Here is a 21,852-nt window from a genome sequence, read left to right as displayed (position 1 = left end):
TGATGGCAGGACGTCGACGGTCAAGTGTCTTCGGCGTCCCCGGCTTCGTCCGCGTCGCGACCGCCCTCGCCGCGACCGGCCGCCGCGTCGCCGTCTGTGTCGATGCCGCCGTAGTGCCGGCGCTCGACGAGCCGGTCGAACAGCCGCGAGAGGAGGTCGGTGACGGGGCCGCCGCCGACGTCGATGCCGTCGACGGTCGCGACCGGCCGTATCTCCCACGTCGAGTTCGTGAGGAAGCACTCGTCGGCGCTCCTGACTGCCTCCGGCGCGTACTCGCCGGTGTGGACGGGGACGCCGGCCTGCTGGCGGGCGAGGTCGAGGACGTACGCTCGCGTGATGCCCGGGAGGAGGTCGAGGTCGGCGGCGGGCGTGTGGAGGCCGTCGTCGTCCACCCAGAAGACGTTCGACGCCGCGGCCTCCGCGACGTTCCCGGCCTGGTCGCGCAGCAGCGCCTCGTCGGCACCGGCGACGAGCTCCTCGCGGGCGAGGATGGAGTTCAGGTAGTTGTGCGTCTTCGAACCCGGGGGAAGCGCGCTTCGCGGCGGCTTCCGCGTCGTCACCGTCTGGAGCGTCGCGGGCTCGTCCCAGACGGGTTCGCCGTCGAGTCCGCCCCGGGGGAGCGGTTTCACGTACACGACGACCGTCGGGTCCACGTCGGGCCGGGGCGTGACGGTGCCGGGCTGACTGCCGCGCGTGATCGAGAGCTTCGCGTACGCGGCCTGCAGGTCGTTCGCGGCGAGCGTCTCGTGGACGCGCGTCGCGAGGTCCCGGCGGTCGAGGCCGTGGTCGAGCGCGAGCGCGTCACAGGACCGTTCGAGGCGGTCCATGTGGGCGTCGAGCGCGAATATCGTCCCGCCGTACACGCGCATCGTCTCGAAGACGCCGTCGCCGTACTGGAACCCGCGGTCGTCGACGCTGACGGTCGCCTCGTCCCGGTCGACCAGCTCGCCGTCTACGTGGTACTGCACAGGAAGTTCCTCACGAGTCGCTTGCCGACGCGCAGACTCGGGCGCGCGCCGGCTGGGGTGGTCTCTGCGTCCGGTTCGTCCGCGTCGCCGGTCAGGATGCTCTCCGGGTGGAACTGCACGCCGACGTGCGGTCGCTCGCGGTGTCGAACCGCCATCAGGGTCGCGCGCTCGTCGCTCGTCGACGCCGTCTCCACGAGCGACCCGGGAAGGTCCTCGCGCCTGACCGCGAGCGAGTGATAGCGGCCGACGCGCAGGTGTTCGGGGAGGCCCTCGAAGACGCCGCGGCCGTCGTGCGCGACGACCGACGGCTTCCCGTGCACGACCTCGGGTGCGTGCCCGACCGGCGCACCGTTGGCCGCACAGAGCGCCTGATGGCCGAGACACACGCCGAGCGTCGGCACCGACAACTCGGCGAATATCGGCATCGACACGCCGGCGTCCTCGGGCGTTCCCGGCCCCGGTGAGACGACGATGGCGTCCGGGTCGAGCGCGCGGACGTCCGCCACGTCGACCGCGTCGTTCCGCCGGACGACGACCTCGCCCGCGAACTCGCCGACGTACTGCACGAGGTTGTACGCGAACGAATCGTAGTTGTCGACGACGAGCACGCGCGGCGCGCCAGGCACCGGGTCGAGCGACCCCGCGGCGGGTTCGTGCTCGGTCATCGCTCGCCCTCCGCGCCCTGGCTGCGCTCGGAGACGGTGAGGTCGGCGTCCGCGGCGACCGCATCGTCGACCGCGTGCAGGAGCGCTCGCGCCTTGTCGAGCGTCTCGTCGTACTCGCGCTCGGGGTCGGAGTCGTGGACGACCCCCGCGCCGACGCGGAGGTGATACTCGTCGCCGTGGCGGACGAGCGTCCGGATGACGATGTTGAGCGTCGCGCGGTCGTCGAACCCGAACGCCGCCATCGCGCCGGTGTACGGGCCTCTGCGTGTCGACTCCAGTTCCTCGACGATCTCCATCGTCCGCGGCTTCGGCGCGCCCGTGATGGTGCCACCGGGGAACATCGCCCCGACCGCGTCCGCGAGCCCGACGCCGTCCCGGAGCCGTCCCGTCACGTCCGAGACGAGGTGCATCACCTCGCTGTACCGGTCGACCCGGCGGTACTCGGCGACGTCGACGCTCCCGTACTCGCAGACCTTCCCGAGGTCGTTGCGCTCCAGGTCGACGAGCATCGCGTGCTCCGCGCGCTCCTTCTCGTCGCTCGACAGCTCCGCCTCGAGCGCGGCGTCCTCGTTGGCGTCCGCGCCGCGCGGTCGCGTTCCCGCGATGGGTTCGGTGCGCACGAAGTCGCCGTCGCGTTCCAGGAGGAGCTCGGGGCTGGCGGACACGAGGTCGACGCCGGGGAACTCGACGAGCCCCGAGTACGGCGCCGGGTTCACGCGCCGGAGCGCGTCGTACGCCGCCACCGGATGCACCGCCGCGGGCGCTCGCAGGCGATGCGAGACGTTCGCCTGGAACGTGTCGCCGTCGCGGACGTACGCCTTCACGGCGCGGACGCGGTCGGCGTACGCCTCCCGCCCCGCGTCGCTCTCGAACGCCGCCGCCTCGGCATCGGCGGCCGGCGCCGGGCCGTGCCCGGGGTCGCCGGTCGTCGCTCGCTCGACGAGCGCCGCGGCGCGCTCGACCGCCGCCGCGTGCACGTCGTCGAGTTCGTCAGCGTTCTCGTCGGGGAGTTCCGGACACACCGTCACGCGGAGCGTCGTCTCGCCGTCGCTCGCGGCATCGGCCGCGCGCCACGCGACGACCGCGTCGTACACGCCCACCTGGACGTGCGGCAGGCCGCGGTCGTCGACCGCGTCGCTCGGCAGCGACTCCAGTTCCCGCGCCACGTCGTACGACACCCACCCGAACGCGCCGCAGGGATACGGCACCTCGCAGTCGCCGCGCGCGAGCGTCTCCCCCTCGAGGACGCCCTCGAGCGCCCGAAGCGACGGCGACCCGGACCCGGGATGCGCGTCCGCAGGCGGGTCCTCGCGGAGCACCGCACCCGGTCGCGCCGAGAAGCGCTCCACGGGGTCGACCGCGAAGTACCCCCAGCCGTCGTCCGCGTCGTCCCCGCGGTCCGGCCCGTCCCTGCCGTCCGCCCCGTCCCCGCTAGCCGCGCTCGGACTCCCGCCAGTCCCGTTTACGCCGGTGGTCTCGAAGAAGACGCTCCACTGGCCGTCGCCGCGGCGCGCGCACCGGTACGCGCTCCAGGGGTCCGCGACCGTCGCACGCACCTCCACCGGTACGCGAGCGCCCGGCGGCACGCACTGAGCGGTCTCGCGGAACGCGGCCGCGTCGGTCGCCACCCGATACGAATCCATACCCGGACCGACGGCACCGCCGCTAAACGGTGTTACGGTGTCGGGGAAGGAGGCCGCGAGCGAACCGCCCTACTGCCGGGCGTTCGCGCGGTCGACCCACTGCTCGACGCGCCCCGGCGCCAGGTCCGCTTCTTCCGCGATCGCCTCGTGGTCCGCGTCCGCCAGCTCCGCGATCGACGTGATACCGACCTCGACCAGCCGCTCCGCGTACGCCGGCCCGATACCCTTGATGTCCTGGAGCTCCTCGACCGCCGCCTCGTCGTCGCCGTCTGCTGCGTCGTCGTCGGCGTCCGCCGCTTCCTCGACGTCGTCGACGTCCGCTGCTTCGTCGGCTTCGTCGTCGGCGTCCGCCGCTTCGTCGACGTCGTCGACGTCCGCTGCTTCGTCGGCTTCGTCGTCGGCGTCCGCCGCTTCGTCGACGTCCGCTGCTTCGTCGGCTTCGTCGTCGGCGTCCGCCGCTTCGTCGACGTCCGCTGCTTCGTCGGCTTCGTCGTCGGCGTCCGCCGCTTCGTCGACGTCCGCTGCTTCTTCGGCTTCGTCGTCAGCATCCTCGACGTCCTCCGCTTCTTCGACGTCGTCCGCTTCTTCGTCGTCGTCCTCCGCTTCCTCGGCGTCGTCCGTTTCCTCGCCGGTTCCGTCGTCGTCGACGCCTTTGACGGCGGCTTCGTTCGCGGCGTCGGCTGCCTCTCGCTCGCGTTCGACCGTGACGCCGACGTCGCCGGACCGTCGACCGACGCGGTCGTCGTCGTCGTCGTCGCCGAGACCCAATACAGACTTCAGTTTCGATAGCAGTCCCATTGGGGGACACTGGAACCCCACCGGACTTAAAAGCGACTCACGGAGTCGGCCTTGCCAGCCGCGCCAGCCCGCGGGCTCGGGGTAAGCCCGTCTTACCGGCGGCGAGTCGCTTGCGACACCGGCGAAGGAGCGTGGGCGGGCGCGCTACGCGTCGAGGTGCGAGCGAAGCGCGTCGTTCATGGCGTCGACGGGCGCGTCCTCGCCGGTCCAGTGCTCGAACGCCGCAGCTCCCTGGTGGAGGAGCATCCACGCGCCGTCGACGGTCGTCGCGCCAGCCGCCGCGGCGTCCCGGAGCAGCCGCGTCTCCAAGGGCGCGTAGACGGCGTCGAGCACGACGAGCCTCTCGTGGAGCGCGTTCGCGGGCACGGGCGTCTCGTCGGTCTCCATCCCGACGCTCGTCGCGTTCACGAGGACGTCCGCGTCCGCAAGCCACTCGTCGAGGGCGTCGAGGCCGCCGCCGGTCGCGGTCGCACCGTCGACCTCGCGTTCGACCGCGGCCGCGAGGTCGGTCGCACGACTCGCCGTCCGGTTCGCGACCCGTACCGACGCGCCCGCGTCCGCCAGGCCGAACGCGACCGCCCTGCCGGCGCCGCCGGCGCCCACGACCACCGCGGTCGCGCTCGACAACGACGCGCCGCCCTGCTCGCGGAGCGCGCGAACCGCACCCTCCACGTCCGTGTTGTGTCCCGTCACGCTCGCGTCCGAGAAGTCGAGGGTGTTCACCGCGCCGACCGCCGACGCCAGGTCGTCCGTCGCCACCGACGGGAGCGCCGCCACGTCCTGCTTGAACGGCACCGTCACGTTCAACCCCGCGACGCCGAGTGCACCAGCGCCCTCGACCGCTGCCGCGACCGCGTCCTCGGCCGGTTCGAACGTCACGTACCGCGCGTCCAGACCCAGCGTGTCGTACGCCGCCTCGTGCATCGGTGGCGACAGCGAATGCCCGACGGGATTCCCGATCAGGCCGTACACGTCCATACGCGGTAGCGTCGCGACCGCCCACCAAAAGCGATGCGGGCGCGGCGAGAACCGACGCGACCACCGGGCGTGAGCGACCCGACCCGTCCCCGGCGGTCAGGCGTCCCCAGGCACCACGAGCACCGGGGCGTCGACGGTCCGGAGGACGCGGTCGGTCGTGCTCCCGAGCAACTGGCCCGCGAGCGACCCCTCGCCCGTCGACGCCATCGCGACCAGGTCCACGCCAGCGTCCTCGACGTACGCCGCAACCTCCGCGGACGGCGTGCCCGTCCGGACCGCCTGCTCGATGTCGACCGGGGCGTCGCGCGCGGACTCCTCGCACGCCGCCGCGAACACGTCGAGTTCGCGCTCGGCGTCCGCGACGAGTCGGTCGACGTACGCGTCGTCGACCCCACCAGCGTTGAACGGACCCGCCTCGAACGCGACGTCGACGACCGACAGCAGGTGCAGCACCGCGCCGTACGTCGATGCGAGGTTCACGCCCGGACGGACGGCGGCGCGAGCGGCGTCGCTCCCGTCCGACGTCACCAGGACGTCCTCGTACTCGCCGAGGCCGCTCCCCTGACCGGGAACGGTCAGGACCGCGCGGTCGGTCGCCCGGAGCACGCGTTCCGTGACGCTCCCCAGGAACCGCTCCTCGAGGTTCGTGTGCCCGTGGCGCCCCATCGCGATCACGTCCGCGTCGACGTCTTCGGCCGTCTCCACGATAGCGGCACGCGGCTGCTGGGTCGCCACGCGCGTCTGCACCGTCACTCGCGACGACGCGCCGATCTCCGCGACGTCCTCCACGACCGACTCCGCGTCCGCCTCCGACAGCTCGCTGGCGGCCGCGACGACGACCGTGACCGTCGCGTCGTACGTCGCCGCCAGCTCCACGCCGGCGCGCGCCGCTCGCATCCCGCAGTCGCTTCCGTCCGTCGCGATGAGTACGTGCTCGAACATGCCTTGGGAGAGCGTTCGCGCACCCACCACAAAAACGCGCCGCCCGCAGCCCCGTCGCCCCCGAGCCTGCCTGTCACACTCTCGCTCGAACGCTCCGGAAACCGCAAGGGTTACTTGCACTTTCACGGACCTTCTGGTATGCTCAAAGACCGGCTTCGTCATCCGCTGGTCGCCCTCGTCTTCGCCGCGCTCCTCACCGCTCCCTGGGTGAGCGTGGAACTCCTGGGCGGCCCCGAGACGCTCGGACTCGGGAACCTCACGACAGTCGCCGTGAGCGGTGTCGCCGTCCTCGGCGCGTCGTTCATGCTCGCGTGGGGCGCCGAGACCGCAGAGAAGGACGTCCCGCGAGCGTTCGCCATCGCCGTGCTCGCGGTGCTCGCGGTCGCGCCGGAGTACGCCGTCGACGCGCTGTACGCGTGGGGCGCCGGGTCCGGCGGTGCGACCGCCGAGGCGTGCGCGCAGTTCAGCGCCGAGACCATCTCGAACGCCGAGACCGGGCTCGCCGCGGCGTGCAACGACGCGAACCTCGCCGTCGCGAACATGACCGGCGCGAACCGCATCCTCATCGGCCTCGGCTGGTCCGGCATCGCGCTGTTCACCGTCTACCGCGCCGGCAGCGCCAAGGACTCCGCGGTCGAGGACGGCGACGGCTTCCTCGCGAACAAGGTCCACCTCGACCGCGACCTCGGCCTCGAGATCGTCTTCCTCCTGCTCGCGACCGCGTTCGCGTTCGCCGTCCCGCTGTTCGGCGGTATCGACATCGCCGACACGCTCGTCCTCGTCGGGCTCTACATCGCGTACATCGCCATCATCGTCCGCGGCGACGTCGAGGACCACGAGGAGCAGGTCGGCGTCCCCGCGTACCTCCAGAAGCGGTCGTTCCCCGTCCGCACGGCCTCGTCGATAACCTTGTTCCTCTACTCCGGCCTGATGATCTACACCGCCGTCCACCCGTTCGCGCACGGCCTCGAGCTCATCGGCGTCGACTACGGCATCCCGAAGTTCTTCATGATCCAGTGGGTCGCGCCGCTCGCATCCGAGAGCCCGGAACTCATCGTCGTCGCGTACCTCGTGAACAAGGCACGGTCGACGGCGGGGTTCAACGCGCTCATCTCCTCGAAGCTCAACCAGTGGACGCTCCTCATCGGGACGCTCTCGGTGGTGTACTCCATCGCTGCGGGTGACGTCGGGACGCTGCCGTTCGACGACAAGCAGTCCGCGGAGATCTGGATCACGGCCGCCCAGAGCCTGTTCGCGATCGCCATCATCACGAACTTCGAGATCTCGGTGCGGGAGGCCGTGGTACTGCTCGTGTTGTTCGTCTCGCAGGTCGTTTCCGAGTACGCGGTCATCCTGACGACGAACAGTCACAGCACGGAGACGGAGCTCAGCATGCTCATCCTCTACTCGTACACGGTCGTCTACCTCGTGCTCGCGCTCGGCCTGTTCTGGCGTCGCCGCGACGACCTCGCGAGCATCTTCGCCGCGAGCGCGACGACCGCCCGGGACGCGTTCAGTTCGAAGAGCGCACCAGCCGAAGGAGCCGACTGACGGACTGTTCTAGCGTCCGGCGGCCGCGGGGGTTCCGGGAGGCCGTCGCTGTCGGTCGTGCCGGAATCGACTCTTTCTTGGCTGCGTCGGCGTTACGGAGGGTCGTGATTGGGATCGTCGTCAGTCGTGCGGACGAGGCGTCGACGCACGTCGCCGAGCACCTGCTTGACCTCGTGGACTGGAGGGAGTCGCTGGACGACTCGCGGTCGGACGCGGCGGGCGGTGGGACCGTCTATCGCCACGGTCCGTTCGAGCTCCGCGAGTTCGACGCGCTGCACCTCGAACTGGACGGCGTGGCGGACGCGTTCTCGGAGGTGCCCGCGTTGGTCGCGTTCGCGTCGCGGCACTCCGGCGAGACGGGGCCGCTCTTGACCGCGCACTTCACGGGGAACTTCGGACCGGCCGAGTTCGGCGGCGCGGCGAACGCGGTCGCCGAGGCGGCGCCGGGTGCGCAGGCGGCGCTACTCGAGTCCTTCGAGGCGTACGCGCCGGAGGGGTACGAGGTCGGGATGGAGTGCACGCATCACGGGCCGACCGCTGTCGGGTGTCCGTCGCTGTTCGTCGAGCTCGGGAGCGGGGAGACGGAGTGGCGGGACGCTGCGGGTGCGGCGGCGGTGGCGCGAGCGATCCTCGACCTGACCGCGTTCGACGCGGACGGGAGCGAGCCGTCGAGCGGGGAGCGCGCGGCCGACGGCGAGCGGTCGGTGATGGGTGACCGGACGGTCGTCGGGTTCGGTGGCGGGCATTACGTCCCGCGGTTCGAGCGCGTGGTCCGCGATACCGCGTGGACGGTCGGGCACGTCGCCGCGGACTGGGGGCTGGACGCGATGGGTGACCCGGACGACCATCGCGACGTCCTCGAGGCGGCGTTCGCGGCGAGCGACGCCGAGCACGCGCTCGTCGAGGGGTCGCGGCCGGCGCTGGAGGCGGTCGTCGCGGACCTCGGGTACCGGGTGGTGACCGAGACGTGGCTGCGGGAGGTCGGCGACCGCGACCTGGACGCCGTCGCTGCGGTCGAGGCGGAACTCGGCGCGGTCGCCGACGGCGTCCGGTTCGGAGACCACCGCATCGACGACGGCGACGGCTGGGTCGTGCGAGCGCTCCCGGACGACCTCCTGGAGGCCGCGAGAGCGGTCGACGCCGACCGCACGCGGTCGCTCGTCGAGCGCGAGACGGTGGCGTTCGGGACGCGCAACAGCGGGTCGCAGGTCCGTGGTCGCGCCGGGTTCCCGGACGACGAGGGGTACGACGCGCTCGTGGATGGACTCGTCGGCGTCCTCGAACCCGAGTACGACGACGTCCGCCGGGAGGACGGGCGTGTCGTCGCGACGAAGGACGCGTTCGATCCGCGGCGCGCACACCAGGAAGGCGTCCCCGAAGGCCCGAAGTTCGGGCGGCTCGCGAACGGCGACGCCGTCGAGGTCGACGGGGAGCGAATCGACCCCGACGACGTCACCACGCACCAGGAGGACGTGTTCGCCATCTAAGGACTCGTTCGGTAAGCGGTGATTACCGAGCTCGTGTCGCCCGCGAATTTTCCGTCATGCGGGCGTCTGACAGAGAGGGGAAACGTAATTACCCTCCATAGAATAATGAGGGTCAAGGATGGATTCGATCGTCGAAGACGCGATAGACGAGGCCGAAGGCGGGGAGGACCCCGGGCGTCGACAGGGAGGGGACGACGCCCGCGACGCGACCCCGTCGCGGGAATCGGGGACGATGACGGACGACCAGCTCGAGGACGTTCTCAAGGACCTGCAGACGAACATCACCGTCGTCGGTTGCGGCGGTGCCGGTGGGAACACCATCAACCGCATCCACGAGGAGGGTATCACGGGCGCGAAGCTCGTCGCCGCGAACACCGACGTCCAGCACCTCTACGAGATCGAGGCGGACACGAAGATCCTCATGGGCGAGGACAAGACCGGCGGGCGTGGCGCGGGCTCGCTCCCGCAGGTCGGCGAGGAGGCCGCCCTGGAGAGCCAGAGCGAGATCTACGAGTCCATCGAGGGCTCGGACATGGTGTTCGTCACCGCCGGACTCGGCGGTGGCACCGGCACCGGCTCCGCGCCCGTGGTCGCGAAGGCCGCGCGCGAAGCCGGCGCACTGACTATCAGCATCGTCACGACGCCGTTCACCGCCGAAGGCGAGGTCCGGCGGACGAACGCCGAAGCCGGCCTGGAGCGGCTGCGTGACGTCTCCGACACCGTCATCGTCGTCCCGAACGACCGGCTGCTCGATTCCGTCGGGAAGCTCCCCGTCAAGCAGGCGTTCAAGGTCAGCGACGAGGTCCTCATGCGCTCGGTGAAGGGCATCACGGAACTCATCACGAAGCCCGGGCTCGTTAACCTCGACTTCGCGGACGTCCGCACCGTCATGGAACGCGGCGGCGTCGCGATGATCGGCCTCGGCGAGTCCGACTCGGACGCGAAGTCCAAGGACTCCGTGACCTCCGCGCTCCGCTCGCCGCTGCTCGACGTCGACATCTCCGGTGCCTCGAGCGCGCTCGTGAACGTCACGGGTGGGAACGACATGAGCATCGAGGAGGCCGAGGGCGTCGTCGAGGAGATCTACGACCGCATCGACCCGGACGCACGCATCATCTGGGGGACGAGCGTCGACGAATCCCTCGAAGGCCGCATGCGGACGATGATCGTCGTCACCGGCGTCGACTCCCCGCAGATATACGGGAACGGCGACGACGGCGAGACGCAGGTGTCCTCGCAGCCGACCGCGCAACGCGAGCAGATGCAGCAGGGCGGGAGCGACATCGACTTCATCGAGTGATCGGTTCGGCGGACCGCGTCGACGACTCCATTCCTCCTCGACGATCGCGCTCGGAGCGACGGCTTGGTCGACGAGCACGACGGCTCGGTCGGCGACGACGCCGGCACCGTCGACCCGATTCGAGTTCGCGGACCGCCCGTGGGGGCGGCCGCGCCGGGGCAATGCAATAGATAGAAAAGCGAGCACGACGAATCGACCCGCATGGAATTACCGACGGAGCTCTCGTCGTACGTTCGCGTGCTCAAGTTGGCGAGCACCCCGTCCTACACCGAGTTCTCCCAGATCGCGAAGATCGCGGGCGCCGGCATCGTCATCGTCGGCATCCTCGGGTTCATCATCGCACAGCTCATGGGTTTCCTCGTCGTCTCGTTCATCCAAGACGCTGCGTCGAGCGCCGCGCTCGCTCCCTGGTGATAACACATGCCGATCTACGCTGTCAAGACCACGGCGAGCCAGGAACGAACGGTCGCTGACATGATCATGAACCGCGAGATGGAGGACATCCACGCGGCGCTCGCGCCGGATTCGCTGACGAGCTACGTGATGGTGGAGGCCGAGGACTCCGGTATCATCGAGCGCACCCTCGAGGAGATTCCCCACGCCAGAGGTATCATCCCCGGGGAGTCCGACATCAGCGAGGTCGAGCACTTCCTCTCGCCGACGCCGGACGTCGAGGGGATCGCGGAGAGCGACATCGTGGAGCTCATCGCGGGCCCGTTCAAGGGCGAGAAGGCGCAGGTGCAGCGCATCGACGAGGGCAAGGACCAGGTCACCGTCGAGCTCTACGAGGCGACCGTCCCGATTCCGGTCACGGTACGGGGCGACCAGATCCGCGTGCTCGACAGCGAAGAGCGATAACGGCCGAGTATTCGACGGCGGCGAGCTCCGCGTAGCGGTCTTCTCGGAGTCGTTCGACGGTCGTGAGTCGTCGACTCGCCGTCACGACCCGTGGGCGTTGGCTTCAGGTGGGTGGGTCGCCGTTGAGGCGTTCGACGACGGCGTTCAGGTCGGCTTCGGCCTCGATGGCGTCGCGGACCTCCTCGCGGTCGCGGACCTCCTGTGCGCTGGCACCGTAGGCGCGGACGTACTCGGCGCGCGTGTGCTCGGTGAACGCGTGCCGGATGGCGAGGTAGCCGTCGGGGACGACGGTCCCGCATACCTTGCACTCGCGGCGCTCGTGCTCGTTGGTCTGGTGGACGATGGCGTCCTCGGGCGTGTCGTAGACGGCACCACAGTCTTCGATTCCGCATTCCCAGGCCATTCGTTGACTCCCTCTTGGACGGTGGCCGTCTTGAAGGTTGTCCGCTGGCGTCGTCAGGTGCGCCAGGTGACGCGTTCGTCGACGTCGAACGCGGCGGCGGCGGTCGCGGCGTGCGCGGCGAGCCAGAGGGCGGCGAGACCGAGCGGTGGCGGGGAGGGGACGTCGGAGGGCATCGGTTCGTGACCGCTGAACGCGGCGTGAAGAACCTCGGTGGTGTCCGCTCGCGGTTTCGTCGCGCTTATGCCTGCCGCGTGGATTCGACCGAGTAACATGGGGGCCGACGAGTTCCGGGTGGACGCGCACGTGAAGGTGCTCGACGAGGGCGTGGTCGAGCGCGCGAAGCGCCGCGGGTTGGACGCGCTCGTGTACGCCCCGCACTTCGAGCAACTCCCGACGGTACGGGAGACGGCCCGGCGGTACAGCGACGACGACCTCGTGGTCGTGCCGGCTCGCGAGGTGTTCGCGGGGACGTGGCGGAACCGCCGGCACGTGCTCGCGCTCGGCCTCACCGATCCGGTCCCGGACTTCATCACGCTCGAGGCGGCGATGGCGGAGTTCGACCGACAGGACGCGACGGTGCTCGTTCCGCATCCGCGGTTCCTGAACGTGAGCCTCGGCTACGAGGAGATACAGCGGTACAGCGACCAGATCGCGGCCGTGGAGGCGTACAACCCGAAGCTCGTCGGCGCGTGGGCCGACCGCGCGAAGCGCCTCGTCGCCGACTTCGACGTCGCGCCGTTCGGGTCCTCGTACGCGCACCTCCCGGGGAGCGTCGGCGAGGTGTGGACGGCGTTCGACCGCGAGCTCTCGGACGCGAGAGACGTCGTCGCGGCGTTCGCCGCGGACGCACCGCGGCGCGTGGGGCGTCGGTCGTCGCTCTCGCATCGCGCCCGGAAGGCCGCGGAGTTCGCGCACCTCGGGGTCGAGAACACGTGGGAGAAGGTCGACCGCATCTTCCTGCAGGGAACCGAGCCGACGCACCCGCGCCACCTCCTGTACGACGGCCGGTTCGACGACGCGGCGGTGTACTGACTGCGACCGTTCGGCTTACTGGAGGCCGCCGATGGCCTGTTCGACCGCGGAGAGCTGGAAGTCGAAGTTCGGGAAGAGCACGAGTGCGAACAGCGCGAACACGGCGAGCTCGAACCCGGTGATGGCGACGGTCATGAGGCCCGCCCAGTTGCTCGTCGTCTTCACGCCGATGGGGAGTCCGGTCTCCGTGCTGGAGAGCGGGTAGAACAGCGCGATGCCGCGCTTGCTGCCGAACACGTCGAGCACGTAGTGGGTGGCGATGCCGACCCAGACGAACTCCATGTTCCCGAAGAAGTACGGGTACGCGATGAAGCCGGCGAGCAGCGGGAGGTTGTGGAGGGTCTTGCGGTGTTTCCCGAACTCGGTGTCGATGTCGGGGAGCATCGCGCCGAGGACGACTGGTGGGAGGAGTCGCGCCATGTCCGTCAGGAGCGCGAGGACGTCGGCTTGCGGTGGCTGGTCGCCGAGCGGGAACCTGATGAACGCCAGTCCGATAGCGAGGAGCGCGCCGTTGAGGAGATGTCCCTTCTTGTTCATCCGATATCGGGTGTCTGTCGACTCCGGGGGCTTAAGTGTGCGTCCTCGGTGCCGAGTCCGTCGGACGTGCGTCTGACGCGAATCCTCGCGAACCGTCGGTCCCGGTCGGTGGTCGCGGTCAGCGGTCGACGTCTGCGATGGCGTCGCGGAGGGCGTCGAGGGCGGCGTCGACGGTCAGCTCGCGGACGGTCTGGCGGTCGCCGTCGAACTGGTGGCGGTCCGCGGTCGCGAACGACTCGCCAGTCCCCCACGGGGCGGCGTACGCGACGCCGACGTAGACGGTGCCGACGGGCGTCTCCGCGGTGCCGCCGGTCGGACCGGCGACGCCGGTGGTGGCGACGCCCCACGTCGCGTCGGCCGTGTCGCGGATACCTCGTGCCATCTGGCGGGCCACGGGCGCGCTCACCGCGCCGTGCTCGTCGAGCGCTTCGCGACTGACGCCGAGTCGCTGCTCCTTCGCACCGTACGCGTACGCGACGACGCCCTGCTCGAAGTAGTCCGAGGCGCCCGAGACCGCGGTCAAGCGCGCGCCCACGAGGCCGCCCGTGCAGGACTCCGCGACCGCGACGGACGCGTCGCGCTCGCGCAGCGCCTCGCCGACCCGACGCGACCGCGGGTACTGTGTCGACGCTGCCGGACCGTCGGCGTCGTTCGCGCCGTCGGCGTCGTTCGTACCGTCGTCGTCCTCGTTCATGCGTCCGCGTTCGCTCGGGAGGGATTTGAACGCTCGCACCGCGAGCGACCGCGGCGCGCCAGCGGCCCGTGACTCGCCGCAGGTGCCTGCGAGGCGAAAGCTACAGGCGGCGGGCGCTCGCAGTCGACGTATGGAGTACGAGACGCCGCTTTTCTTCCACGTCATGTCGTACGCGAGCGACGCGGACCGCGACGTCGTGGACATGGTGAGCGGGAACCCCGACTGGGAGCCGCCGGAGGCGCTCCGCGACGGCCTCCGCGAGTACGCGGACTTCGACGCGGACCGGTTCCAGTACGCGCCGAGCGAGGGCCTCGCGCACCTCCGCGAGGAGATCGCCGACAGGCGCGGCGTCGACCCGGCGCAGGTCGTCGTGACGAACGGTGGCGGGGAGGCGAACTACCTCGCGATGGCGCGAGCGCTCGAACGTCGGCCGGGCGGGGACGTGATACTCACCGACCCCGTGTATCCCTACTATCCAGGGAAGACGACGATGCTCGGCGGCGAGCAGGTGTTCGTGCCCGCGGAGGCCGACGGGCAGCTCGACCCCGAGCGCGTCCGCGAGGCCGCAAGCGACGACCTCGCGGCCATCGTCGTGAACTCGCCGAACAACCCCACTGGGGCGGTGTACCCGCGGGAGACGGTCGAGGAACTCGTCGCCGTCGCGGAGGCGTACGACGCCGTCCTCGTGAGCGACGAGGTGTACGACCACTACGACCTCTCCGGGTCGTTCGTGAGTGCGCTGTCGGTCGACAGCGACCATCGGGTCGTGACGAACTCGTTCTCGAAGACGTTCGCGGCGACCGGGCTCCGCGTCGGGTACGCCGTCTTCCCGCACGACCTCGTGGAGGACGCGAAGAGCCGGCACATGCTCGTGAACGTCGCGACGACCCGGCCGGGGCAGCACGCCGCGTACCGCGCGCTCCGCGAGACCGACCCAGCGTACCACGAGGCGAACCGCGAACTCCTCCGCGAGCGCGTCGACGCGTTCACGAGCGCGCTCGACGACGCCGGCGCTGAGTACACGGTCCCCGAGGGCGCGTTCTACGTCCTCGCGCGCTTCGATGGGTTCCCGGGGACCCTGGAGAACGTCGAACGCCTCGTGGACGAGGCCGGCGTCGCCGGGATGCCCGGCGAGGCGTTCGGGACCGCGTACGACGACTGGCTGCGGTTCGCGCTCGTCACGCCCCGCGTCGAGGCGGCCGCCGACCGGCTCGCCGCGTACTTCGACTGACCGTCCCCGACCGACTCGCGACGCACATCAACGACCCGCAATCGCGACGTCCGTCAACGACCCGTCGTTCGCGGGCCGCACCTACTCCCACGGCAGGTCCCAGCCATCGTCGTCGTCGTCGGTGGCGTCCTCCCACGCGCTCGCCCAGGCGTCGCCCCACTTCTCGGCGACGCCGCCCCAGCGTTCCCTGCAGCGTTCGCGGAGCGCGTCCGGGAGGTGTTCTGGCGCCAGTCGGTCGGTTGTGGGGTCGGCGTCGGTCTCGAACCCCGCGGGTTCGGCGGGCGACCCGCCGCGGTCCTGGGGCGCGTGATGGGCGTAGACGCCCTCGTCGGCATAGTTCCAGACGTGCATCATCCACGGCGTCCGGCACGGCCACTCGAACTCGCCGTCGTCGATCGCGCGGAACTTCGCCCACGCGTACCGGCCGGGGACGCCGACGTGAGCGTGCCACGGCGTACACGCCCCGTCCGTGGTCCCGTACGGCGACGGCGGCGGGTCGAGACGGTCGCCGCCGGGGGTCGCGACGAACATCACGCCCATGGGCCGCCAGTACTCGTGGTCGACGAGCACCGACTCGGGCCGCGACGGGTCGAGGACGCCGTCGTCCTGGACGTACTCGGGCTTGAGCCAGTGCGAGTAGACGACGTCCTCGACGAAGAAGTCGAAGTACGGGAGGAATCCGTCGTCGATGAGCGCGCCCACGGTCGGGTACTGCGACTCCAGGCTCGACCGCACGCGGTACTGGAGTTCGCGCGTCTCGGGGTGGCCGTCGCTGCAGACGTCGTGCAGCGAGTGGTCGTAGTGCGTGACGGCCGGTTCGAGCGTCGCGTCCGGACAGTCGACGTCGAACTCACGGCGGTCGGTCGTGCCCGTGCGAGTCCGTGCCGTCGTGCGGTCGACGACCGCGTTCGTGCCGGCGGCCGCTGCGCCGATTGAGCCCGCGGCGACGCTGAGTACGCGCCGCCGCGTCGGCGGGTCGGTCTCCTCGTCCTCGACGACGTCGGTCTCGGGTGTCGACTTCGCGCACATTGGCGGTCTGCTCTCGGCCGACGGCGCGCTCGCACTTCGTTAGTCGTTCGCGATTCGCGTGAACGCGACCGTACCTGGTGCCGGCAGTCGGTTCGGAACGATCGGTGCGTGGCGGTGACAAACACCGCCTGCGGTCCATCGTTCCCGATGGCGTGCGGACGACGCTGCGACCGCTTCGGGCCGTCGCGTCGGCCGGAAAGCGGGGCCTTCGGTCGACGAGTCGACTGCTCCCTGGGCGTCGGTCGTGAGGCCGGACCGGGAAGTACACAAGTGCGAGTCGCGAACCGCGGCGTATGAGTGACATCGACGTCTCGCCGGTCGACGAGGTGGAGGACGAGGACGTCCCGGACGCGGACGACGACGGGTCGTCGAGCATCGACGTGGACGTCGTCGACGACGCGAGCGACGAACCGGAGACGCGGACGACCGAGGACGTGGCGCTCGACGGCGTCGACGCGCCCGAGTACGTGCTCTACGGCGGGAAGGGCGGCGTGGGGAAGACGACGATGGCGGCGGCGACGGCGCTCGCGAGCGCGAGCGACGGCACGAAGACGCTCGTCGTCTCCACGGACCCGGCGCACTCGCTGTCGGACACGCTCGGCGTGGACGTGCCGGCAAAGCCCGGGCGCGTTCGCGATGACGTCCCGCTGTGGGGCGCGGAGATCGACCCGGAGGTCGCCGCGGAGGAGGGCGTGGACGCGCTCGGGTTCGCGGGCGGCGACGGCTCGGACTCGTTCGGGGACGACGCCGGCGCGAGCGCGACCGGTGGCGCCGGTGGTGCGGGCGCGGGCGGACCGTTCGCGGACGCGAACGGCGGCGCTGGCCCGATGGGTGGCCTCGGCGAACTGCTCGGCGGCGACGACCCGATGGGGTCGCTGATGGGCGGCGCGATGCCGGGCGCGGACGAGGCGGCGGCGCTCCAACTGCTCCTGGAGTACATCGACGACCCGCGGTTCGAGCGCGTCGTCGTCGACACCGCACCCACGGGGCACACGCTCCGCTTGCTCGAACTCCCGGAGGTCATGGACTCGATGGTCGGCCGGATGCTCTCGCTCCGCGAGCGCCTCAGCGGCCTCATGGACGGCATGATGGGGATGTTCGGGGACGACGACGAGAGCGACGCGGCGATGGGCGACCTCCGCGAGCTCGCGGACCGCATCGAGGACCTCCGTGCGGTCCTCCAGGACCCCGCGCAGACGGACTTCCGCGTCGTCATGATCCCCGAGGAGATGAGCGTCATCGAGAGCGAGCGCCTCATCCGTCAGCTCGAGGACTACCAGATCCCGAACGATACCGTCGTCGTGAACAAGGTGATGGAGGACCTCGCGGACGTCACCGACGACGTCGACGCGACCGAGTTCGTCACGCCCGATCTCGACGACTGCGAGTTCTGCCAGCAACGCTGGTCGGTCCAGCAGGGCGCGCTCGCTCGCGCCCAGGACGTCTTCCGCGGGCACGACGTCAAGCGCGTGCCGCTGTTCGCCGACGAGGTCCACGGCGACCGGATGCTTCGCGTCGTCGCACACTGCCTCGACTGACTAGTGGACGTTCCTCAATCGATACCGGGAATAACTGGCCGGGCGTTGCCCATCTCTACTTCTGGCAGCTAGCGTATAACGACATTCTAGGACTGGCGTGGTGTTTGTCCACTACTCTTATCAGTCGGCATCGCAACTCGTGCGAACGCATGGCACGGACGACAGGCGAGGCCTCGACCCCTTTCGACGGGGTCGACGCTGGCACGGACGAGCACGCGACGAACCGCTCGGTGGGACCGACCACCGGCGAGCTACCGGCCCTCGCGGGGGTGGTGCCCTGAGCCGGGCGCGACCCGACCGGTCGACGTCTCTGTGAGCCAGTCCATCTGTCGGTCGTCTCCACTCGCCCCGGTATCGGGCGGCGGAGGGGACCGCCAGCGCGGTTCGTGGTGCACGAACCGCCGGGGCTGACGACCTGCGAAGGAGAGGGGCCGCAATCGAGGGAGAGTCGCGACGGAGTGCGACGCGGATTGCGGATTCGGTGGTGTGGCTGCGCACGCTCGAGAGCCGCCGCGGACGCGTTCGGGGGAGGGGAGACGCCGAAGAACGTGCGAGTCGACGACGCTGGCGGGTTCTCGCGGTATCGCTGTCTGGTGTACGCCGGTGAGGTCTCCGACCGGGAAATCCCACGACGGGACGTCCGGGCGGTCCACGAGGAACCGCGCCACACGGAAGTTGAAGAATTCCTATTACGCGGCGTATTAAGACACAGACAAGTATTATAACGAGCTTTATGCCCATAATTTCAGGAAAAAGCGCAGGTTTATGCTCTCCCGTCCGGTAGTGACTGACGGCGCTCGCGGTTCCCCTCGGGAGCGACCACACCACCGATGTCACTCGAACGACGCACGTTCCCGTTCAACGGGGTCAATCGAGAGGAACCGCACCCACATCACCAGGTCCTCGGCGGCGGTCACGTCGGCGACGCCATCGCGGACCGACTACGCGCCGACGGCCACATCGTCGCCCGCGTCGACGAGACCACCGTCACGACCGACGAGAGAAGCGTTCGCGGCGACCCCGCGACCCTTCCGACACTCTCGTCCGCCGACCTGGGCGACGCCGACGCCGTCGTCGTCGCCACCGGGTCGGACGCCCGGAACCTGCTCGTCGCCCAGCAGGTGCGCGCGCACTTCGACGTCGAGCGCGTCCTCGTCCTGACCCACCACCCCGAGCGAGTGACGTCCATCGCCGCGGCAGGCCACGAACCCGTCTGCGTCACGACAGTCATCGCTGACGGCGTCGCGAGGCACGTGTGAAGGGCCTCGAACGCGACCTCGGCCTGCCCTCGGTGCTCGCGATCAGCATCGGTGCGATGATCGGGAGTGGCATATTCATCCTGCCGGCGCTCGCACTGGAGATAGCGGGCCCAGCCGTCATCGTCGCGTACCTGCTCGCCGGCCTCCTGGTCATCCCGGCAGCGCTCTCGAAGTCCGAGATGGCGACCGCGATGCCGGAAGCCGGCGGCACGTACATCTACATCGAACGCGGCATGGGGCCGCTCCTGGGCACCATCGCGGGGGTCGGCACGTGGTTCTCGCTGTCGTTCAAGGGCGCGCTCGCGCTCGTCGGCGGCGTCCCGTACCTGCTGCTCCTGTTCGACCTCCCACTGAAGCCCGTCGCGCTCGCGCTCGCGGCCGTCCTCATCCTCGTGAACGTCGTCGGCGCGAAACAGACCGGGCGCCTCCAGACCGTCATCGTCGTCGTCATGCTCGCGGCCCTCGGCTGGTTCGCCGCCGGGAGCGCCGGCAGCGTCGCGTCCGCGAACTACGCGAACTTCTTCGGGGACGGCGTCGGCGGCTTGCTCGCCGCGACCGGCCTCGTGTTCGTGTCGTACGCGGGCGTGACGAAGGTCGCGAGCGTCGCCGAGGAGGTCGAGAATCCAGGGCGCAACATCCCCATCGGTATCCTCGGCTCGCTCGCGTTCACCACGCTCCTGTACGTGGGTATCGTCGCGGTGCTCGTCGGCGTCACCGACCCCGGGACCGTCGCCGGGTCGCTCACGCCGGTCGCGGTCGCCGCCGAGCAGACGCTCGGGACCGCCGGCGTGTACGCGGTCATCGCCGCCGCGATCCTCGCGCTCGTCTCGACCGCGAACGCCGGCATCCTGTCGTCCTCCCGGTATCCGTTCGCGATGAGTCGGGACTCGCTCGCCCCGCCGTCGCTGTCCGAGGTCAGCGAGCGGTTCGGGACGCCCGTCACCTCGATCACGCTGACGGGCGCCGTGCTGCTCGCGCTCATCGCGTTCGTCCCCATCATCGAGATCGCGAAGCTCGCGAGCGCGTTCCAGATCATGGTGTTCGCACTCGTGAACCTCGCTGTCGTCGCGTTCCGGAACAGCTCCGTCGCGTACGACCCCGAGTTCGAGTCGCCGCTGTACCCGTGGATGCAGCTGTTCGGCGTCGTCACGGGCGTGCTCCTCCTCACGCAGATGGGGACGATAGCGCTCGTCGGCGCGGTCGTCATCACGGCCGCGAGCGTCGCGTGGTACTACGCGTACGTCAGGCCGCGGGTGAGTCGCGAGGGCGAGGCGACGAAGGCAGTCCGCCAGCGGCTCGGTCGGGACGCGCTGACGGCGGTGTCCGAGAACGGTGGGGACGCCCGGAACGTCCTCGTCGCGTTCACGAAGGCCGTCGGCGAGGCCCGCGAGCGCGCGCTCCTCTCGCTCGCCGCGGACCTCGTGCGCGAGGACGGCGGCCGCGTCGTCGCGGTCCGGTTCCAGGAGATCCCGGACCAGGCGCCGCTCACGGAGCACGCGACCGTGCAGTCACCCGAGGACCGGTCGTTCGAGGCGCGCGTCGACGCACTCGGCGAGGATCTCGACGTCGACGTCGAGGCGGACGAGATCGTCAGTCACGACACGAAGCACGCCATCGTGAACTTCGCCGCGAAGCGCAACGTGGACTCGATCCTCGCCGAGCACGAGCCGCTCCGCCTGCGGTCGCGGCTGCTCGGCGACCCCGTCGACTGGGTCGTCCGGCACGCGCACTGCGACGTCCTCCTCGTCGACAACCTCGGCTACGACGCCCCCGGGGAGGTCTTGCTCGCGGGCGACGGCGGGCCGTTCGCACCGACCGCGGTGCGCGTCGCGGAGGCGGTCGCGAACGACGCCCGACTCTCGCTGTGGAACCCCAGCGGCGAGGACGGAGCAGTCGCGGCGGATACCGAGGCACGGGAGTACGAGGCCGAACTGTCGTCGATGCTCTCGGCGTCGATCGCGCCCGACCCGTTCCGTCCGGACGGCGGGCGGCAGTACGAACCCGACCTGGTCGTCCGCTCAGGGCCCGACCATCGGCTGCTCGCGGCCGCGTTCGACCGCCGTCCGACGCTCCCCGGCTCGGACTGTACGACCGTGACCGCGTTCCCGCGAGACGACCGCCGTCCAGGCATCGTCCGCCGCACCATCGAATCCCTCGTGTTCTGACCGCGAGAGTCACGCGAGACGGGTCTCGCGGTTTCGACTCACGCTACGGTTTCTGACCGCGAGTGTCACGCGATGCGGTTCTCGCGGTCCATCTTGTCGGGTGCGCGCCAGTCCGTCGTCAGTTCGAGGAACTGGACGAGGATGCGGGCGGTCGCGCCCCAGATCGTGTAGTCGTCGACGTGGAAGTAGTGGACGACGACCTCGCCGTACTCTGGGTGGTCGCGGCGCTCGACCTCGTAGTTCTCCGGGTCCAGCAGGTCGTCGACTGCGACGACGACGACCGCCGCGACCTCGCGTTCGTCCGGCCGGTACGTCCGGTCGGGGATGCGCGCGACGACCGGCGTGACCGCGTACTCGGTGATGGTGCGGATGTCGTCGATGCGCGCGACGACCTCGGCCTCCTCGGGTTCGAGCCCGATCTCCTCGAACGCCTCGCGGAGCGCGGTCGCCTCGATGTCCTCGTCCTCGGGTTCGCGGCCGCCACCGGGGAAGCTCATCTGACCGGGGTGCTTGCCGAGCTCGTCGCTGCGCTTCGTGAACAGCAGGTAGTCGCCGTCGGCGCGCTCGACGATCGGGATGAGCACGCCAGCGTCCCGCGGTTGGTCGGTGACGCTGATCGGGTCGAACGCGCGAACGCGAGCCAGGTCCATCTACCCGAACGTAAGGACGCGACCCGTATAGCGTTCACTCCTCGCGCAACCGACCAGTGCGTGGTCGACGCCCGTCGAGCAACGGCGGCGACCGCCGGCACCGAAAACCCAAAGCTGCGAATCG

Annotated in this window: 21 protein-coding genes; 10 read left to right on the top strand and 11 right to left on the bottom strand. The window is 70.3% G+C overall.

All coding sequences use genetic code 11. The features are described 5' to 3' along the window. Window positions 1-20: 20 nt before the first annotated feature. From LI336_RS05400 to LI336_RS05375, 6 genes are all read right to left on the bottom strand, one after another. Window positions 21-968, bottom strand: coding sequence for an aminotransferase class IV (locus tag LI336_RS05400; protein WP_227131662.1), 948 nt, complete (start codon window positions 966-968; stop codon window positions 21-23). Beyond that, the gene (locus LI336_RS05395) at window positions 953-1,633 is read right to left on the bottom strand and encodes an anthranilate synthase component II (RefSeq protein ID WP_227131661.1); all 681 of its coding nucleotides are present in this window, start codon (window positions 1,631-1,633) and stop codon (window positions 953-955) included. The genes LI336_RS05400 and LI336_RS05395 overlap by 16 nt, the downstream gene beginning before the upstream one ends. Beyond that, the gene (pabB, locus tag LI336_RS05390; protein WP_227131659.1) at window positions 1,630-3,276 is read right to left on the bottom strand and encodes an aminodeoxychorismate synthase, component I; all 1,647 of its coding nucleotides are present in this window, start codon (window positions 3,274-3,276) and stop codon (window positions 1,630-1,632) included. Before pabB ends, LI336_RS05395 begins: the two co-directional genes overlap by 4 nt. Before the next feature lie 69 nt (window positions 3,277-3,345). Further along, window positions 3,346-4,074, bottom strand: a complete 729-nt coding sequence (locus tag LI336_RS05385) for a helix-hairpin-helix domain-containing protein (protein WP_227131657.1) — start codon at window positions 4,072-4,074, stop codon at window positions 3,346-3,348. 144 nt (window positions 4,075-4,218) lie between these two features. Beyond that, window positions 4,219-5,052 (bottom strand): shikimate dehydrogenase, encoded by an 834-nt coding sequence (locus LI336_RS05380; protein WP_227131655.1) that lies wholly within the window; start codon window positions 5,050-5,052, stop codon window positions 4,219-4,221. 96 nt (window positions 5,053-5,148) lie between these two features. Beyond that, window positions 5,149-5,994 carry a universal stress protein gene (locus LI336_RS05375; RefSeq protein ID WP_227131654.1) on the bottom strand — a complete coding sequence of 282 codons (846 nt, stop codon included), beginning with the start codon at window positions 5,992-5,994 and terminating at the stop codon, window positions 5,149-5,151. 138 nt (window positions 5,995-6,132) lie between these two features. On the opposite strand from LI336_RS05375, the gene LI336_RS05370 reads away from it, so the two are divergent. The 5 genes from LI336_RS05370 (at window position 6,133) to LI336_RS05350 (ending at window position 11,190) form a co-directional block, all read left to right on the top strand. Continuing rightward, window positions 6,133-7,545, top strand: coding sequence for a calcium:cation antiporter family protein (locus tag LI336_RS05370; protein WP_227131652.1), 1,413 nt, complete (start codon window positions 6,133-6,135; stop codon window positions 7,543-7,545). A 104-nt stretch (window positions 7,546-7,649) separates the two neighbouring features. Further along, window positions 7,650-9,032 carry a D-aminoacyl-tRNA deacylase gene (locus tag LI336_RS05365; protein ID WP_227131651.1) on the top strand — a complete coding sequence of 461 codons (1,383 nt, stop codon included), beginning with the start codon at window positions 7,650-7,652 and terminating at the stop codon, window positions 9,030-9,032. A 118-nt stretch (window positions 9,033-9,150) separates the two neighbouring features. Then, window positions 9,151-10,332 carry a cell division protein FtsZ gene (gene ftsZ, locus LI336_RS05360; protein ID WP_227131649.1) on the top strand — a complete coding sequence of 394 codons (1,182 nt, stop codon included), beginning with the start codon at window positions 9,151-9,153 and terminating at the stop codon, window positions 10,330-10,332. Between the two features lie 201 nt (window positions 10,333-10,533). After that, window positions 10,534-10,746, top strand: a complete 213-nt coding sequence (locus LI336_RS05355; RefSeq protein WP_227131647.1) for a protein translocase SEC61 complex subunit gamma — start codon at window positions 10,534-10,536, stop codon at window positions 10,744-10,746. A 6-nt stretch (window positions 10,747-10,752) separates the two neighbouring features. Beyond that, on the top strand, window positions 10,753-11,190 hold the full coding sequence (locus tag LI336_RS05350; protein ID WP_227131645.1) for a transcription elongation factor Spt5: 438 nt from the start codon (window positions 10,753-10,755) through the stop codon (window positions 11,188-11,190). A gap of 103 nt (window positions 11,191-11,293) precedes the next feature. On the opposite strand, the gene LI336_RS05345 is transcribed toward LI336_RS05350, so the two are convergent. Further along, window positions 11,294-11,593: a DUF7565 family protein gene (locus tag LI336_RS05345; RefSeq protein WP_227131643.1), complete on the bottom strand. Its 300-nt coding sequence runs from the start codon at window positions 11,591-11,593 to the stop codon at window positions 11,294-11,296. Window positions 11,594-11,863: 270 nt separating this feature from the next. On the opposite strand from LI336_RS05345, the gene LI336_RS05340 reads away from it, so the two are divergent. Continuing rightward, the gene (locus LI336_RS05340) at window positions 11,864-12,625 is read left to right on the top strand and encodes a PHP domain-containing protein (protein ID WP_227131641.1); all 762 of its coding nucleotides are present in this window, start codon (window positions 11,864-11,866) and stop codon (window positions 12,623-12,625) included. A gap of 15 nt (window positions 12,626-12,640) precedes the next feature. On the opposite strand, the gene LI336_RS05335 is transcribed toward LI336_RS05340, so the two are convergent. Both LI336_RS05335 and LI336_RS05330 read right to left on the bottom strand, forming a co-directional pair. Next, on the bottom strand, window positions 12,641-13,162 hold the full coding sequence (locus LI336_RS05335) for a metal-dependent hydrolase (protein ID WP_227131639.1): 522 nt from the start codon (window positions 13,160-13,162) through the stop codon (window positions 12,641-12,643). A gap of 118 nt (window positions 13,163-13,280) precedes the next feature. After that, window positions 13,281-13,856, bottom strand: coding sequence for a CinA family protein (locus LI336_RS05330; RefSeq protein ID WP_227131637.1), 576 nt, complete (start codon window positions 13,854-13,856; stop codon window positions 13,281-13,283). 130 nt (window positions 13,857-13,986) lie between these two features. Here LI336_RS05330 and LI336_RS05325 point away from each other — a divergent pair, with 130 nt between their 5' ends. Then, window positions 13,987-15,087 carry a pyridoxal phosphate-dependent aminotransferase gene (locus LI336_RS05325; protein WP_227131635.1) on the top strand — a complete coding sequence of 367 codons (1,101 nt, stop codon included), beginning with the start codon at window positions 13,987-13,989 and terminating at the stop codon, window positions 15,085-15,087. An 81-nt stretch (window positions 15,088-15,168) separates the two neighbouring features. Here the strand turns inward: LI336_RS05325 and LI336_RS05320 are convergent, their stop codons facing one another. Then, the gene (locus tag LI336_RS05320) at window positions 15,169-16,116 is read right to left on the bottom strand and encodes a hypothetical protein (protein WP_227131633.1); all 948 of its coding nucleotides are present in this window, start codon (window positions 16,114-16,116) and stop codon (window positions 15,169-15,171) included. Between the two features lie 293 nt (window positions 16,117-16,409). Between LI336_RS05320 and LI336_RS05315 the strand changes: the two genes are divergently transcribed. The 3 genes from LI336_RS05315 to LI336_RS05305 all read left to right on the top strand — a co-directional run bounded on the left by LI336_RS05315 (window position 16,410) and on the right by LI336_RS05305 (window position 21,078). Next, on the top strand, window positions 16,410-17,654 hold the full coding sequence (locus LI336_RS05315; protein WP_227131631.1) for an ArsA family ATPase: 1,245 nt from the start codon (window positions 16,410-16,412) through the stop codon (window positions 17,652-17,654). 830 nt (window positions 17,655-18,484) lie between these two features. Continuing rightward, entirely contained in the window at window positions 18,485-18,913 is a 429-nt protein-coding gene (locus tag LI336_RS05310; RefSeq protein WP_227131629.1) for an NAD-binding protein, read from the top strand. Then, the gene (locus LI336_RS05305; RefSeq protein WP_227131627.1) at window positions 18,910-21,078 is read left to right on the top strand and encodes an amino acid permease; all 2,169 of its coding nucleotides are present in this window, start codon (window positions 18,910-18,912) and stop codon (window positions 21,076-21,078) included. The genes LI336_RS05310 and LI336_RS05305 overlap by 4 nt, the downstream gene beginning before the upstream one ends. A gap of 65 nt (window positions 21,079-21,143) precedes the next feature. Here LI336_RS05305 and LI336_RS05300 read toward each other — a convergent pair whose 3' ends face one another. Continuing rightward, on the bottom strand, window positions 21,144-21,728 hold the full coding sequence (locus LI336_RS05300; protein ID WP_227131625.1) for an NUDIX hydrolase: 585 nt from the start codon (window positions 21,726-21,728) through the stop codon (window positions 21,144-21,146). Between the last annotated feature and the right edge of the window lie 124 nt (window positions 21,729-21,852).

This window comes from Halorubellus salinus, from assembly GCF_020567525.1.
GTDB lineage: Archaea > Halobacteriota > Halobacteria > Halobacteriales > Natrialbaceae > Halorubellus > Halorubellus salinus.
Note: the sequence above shows the minus strand (reverse complement) of the source record. Positions and strands in the feature narration are given on the sequence as shown.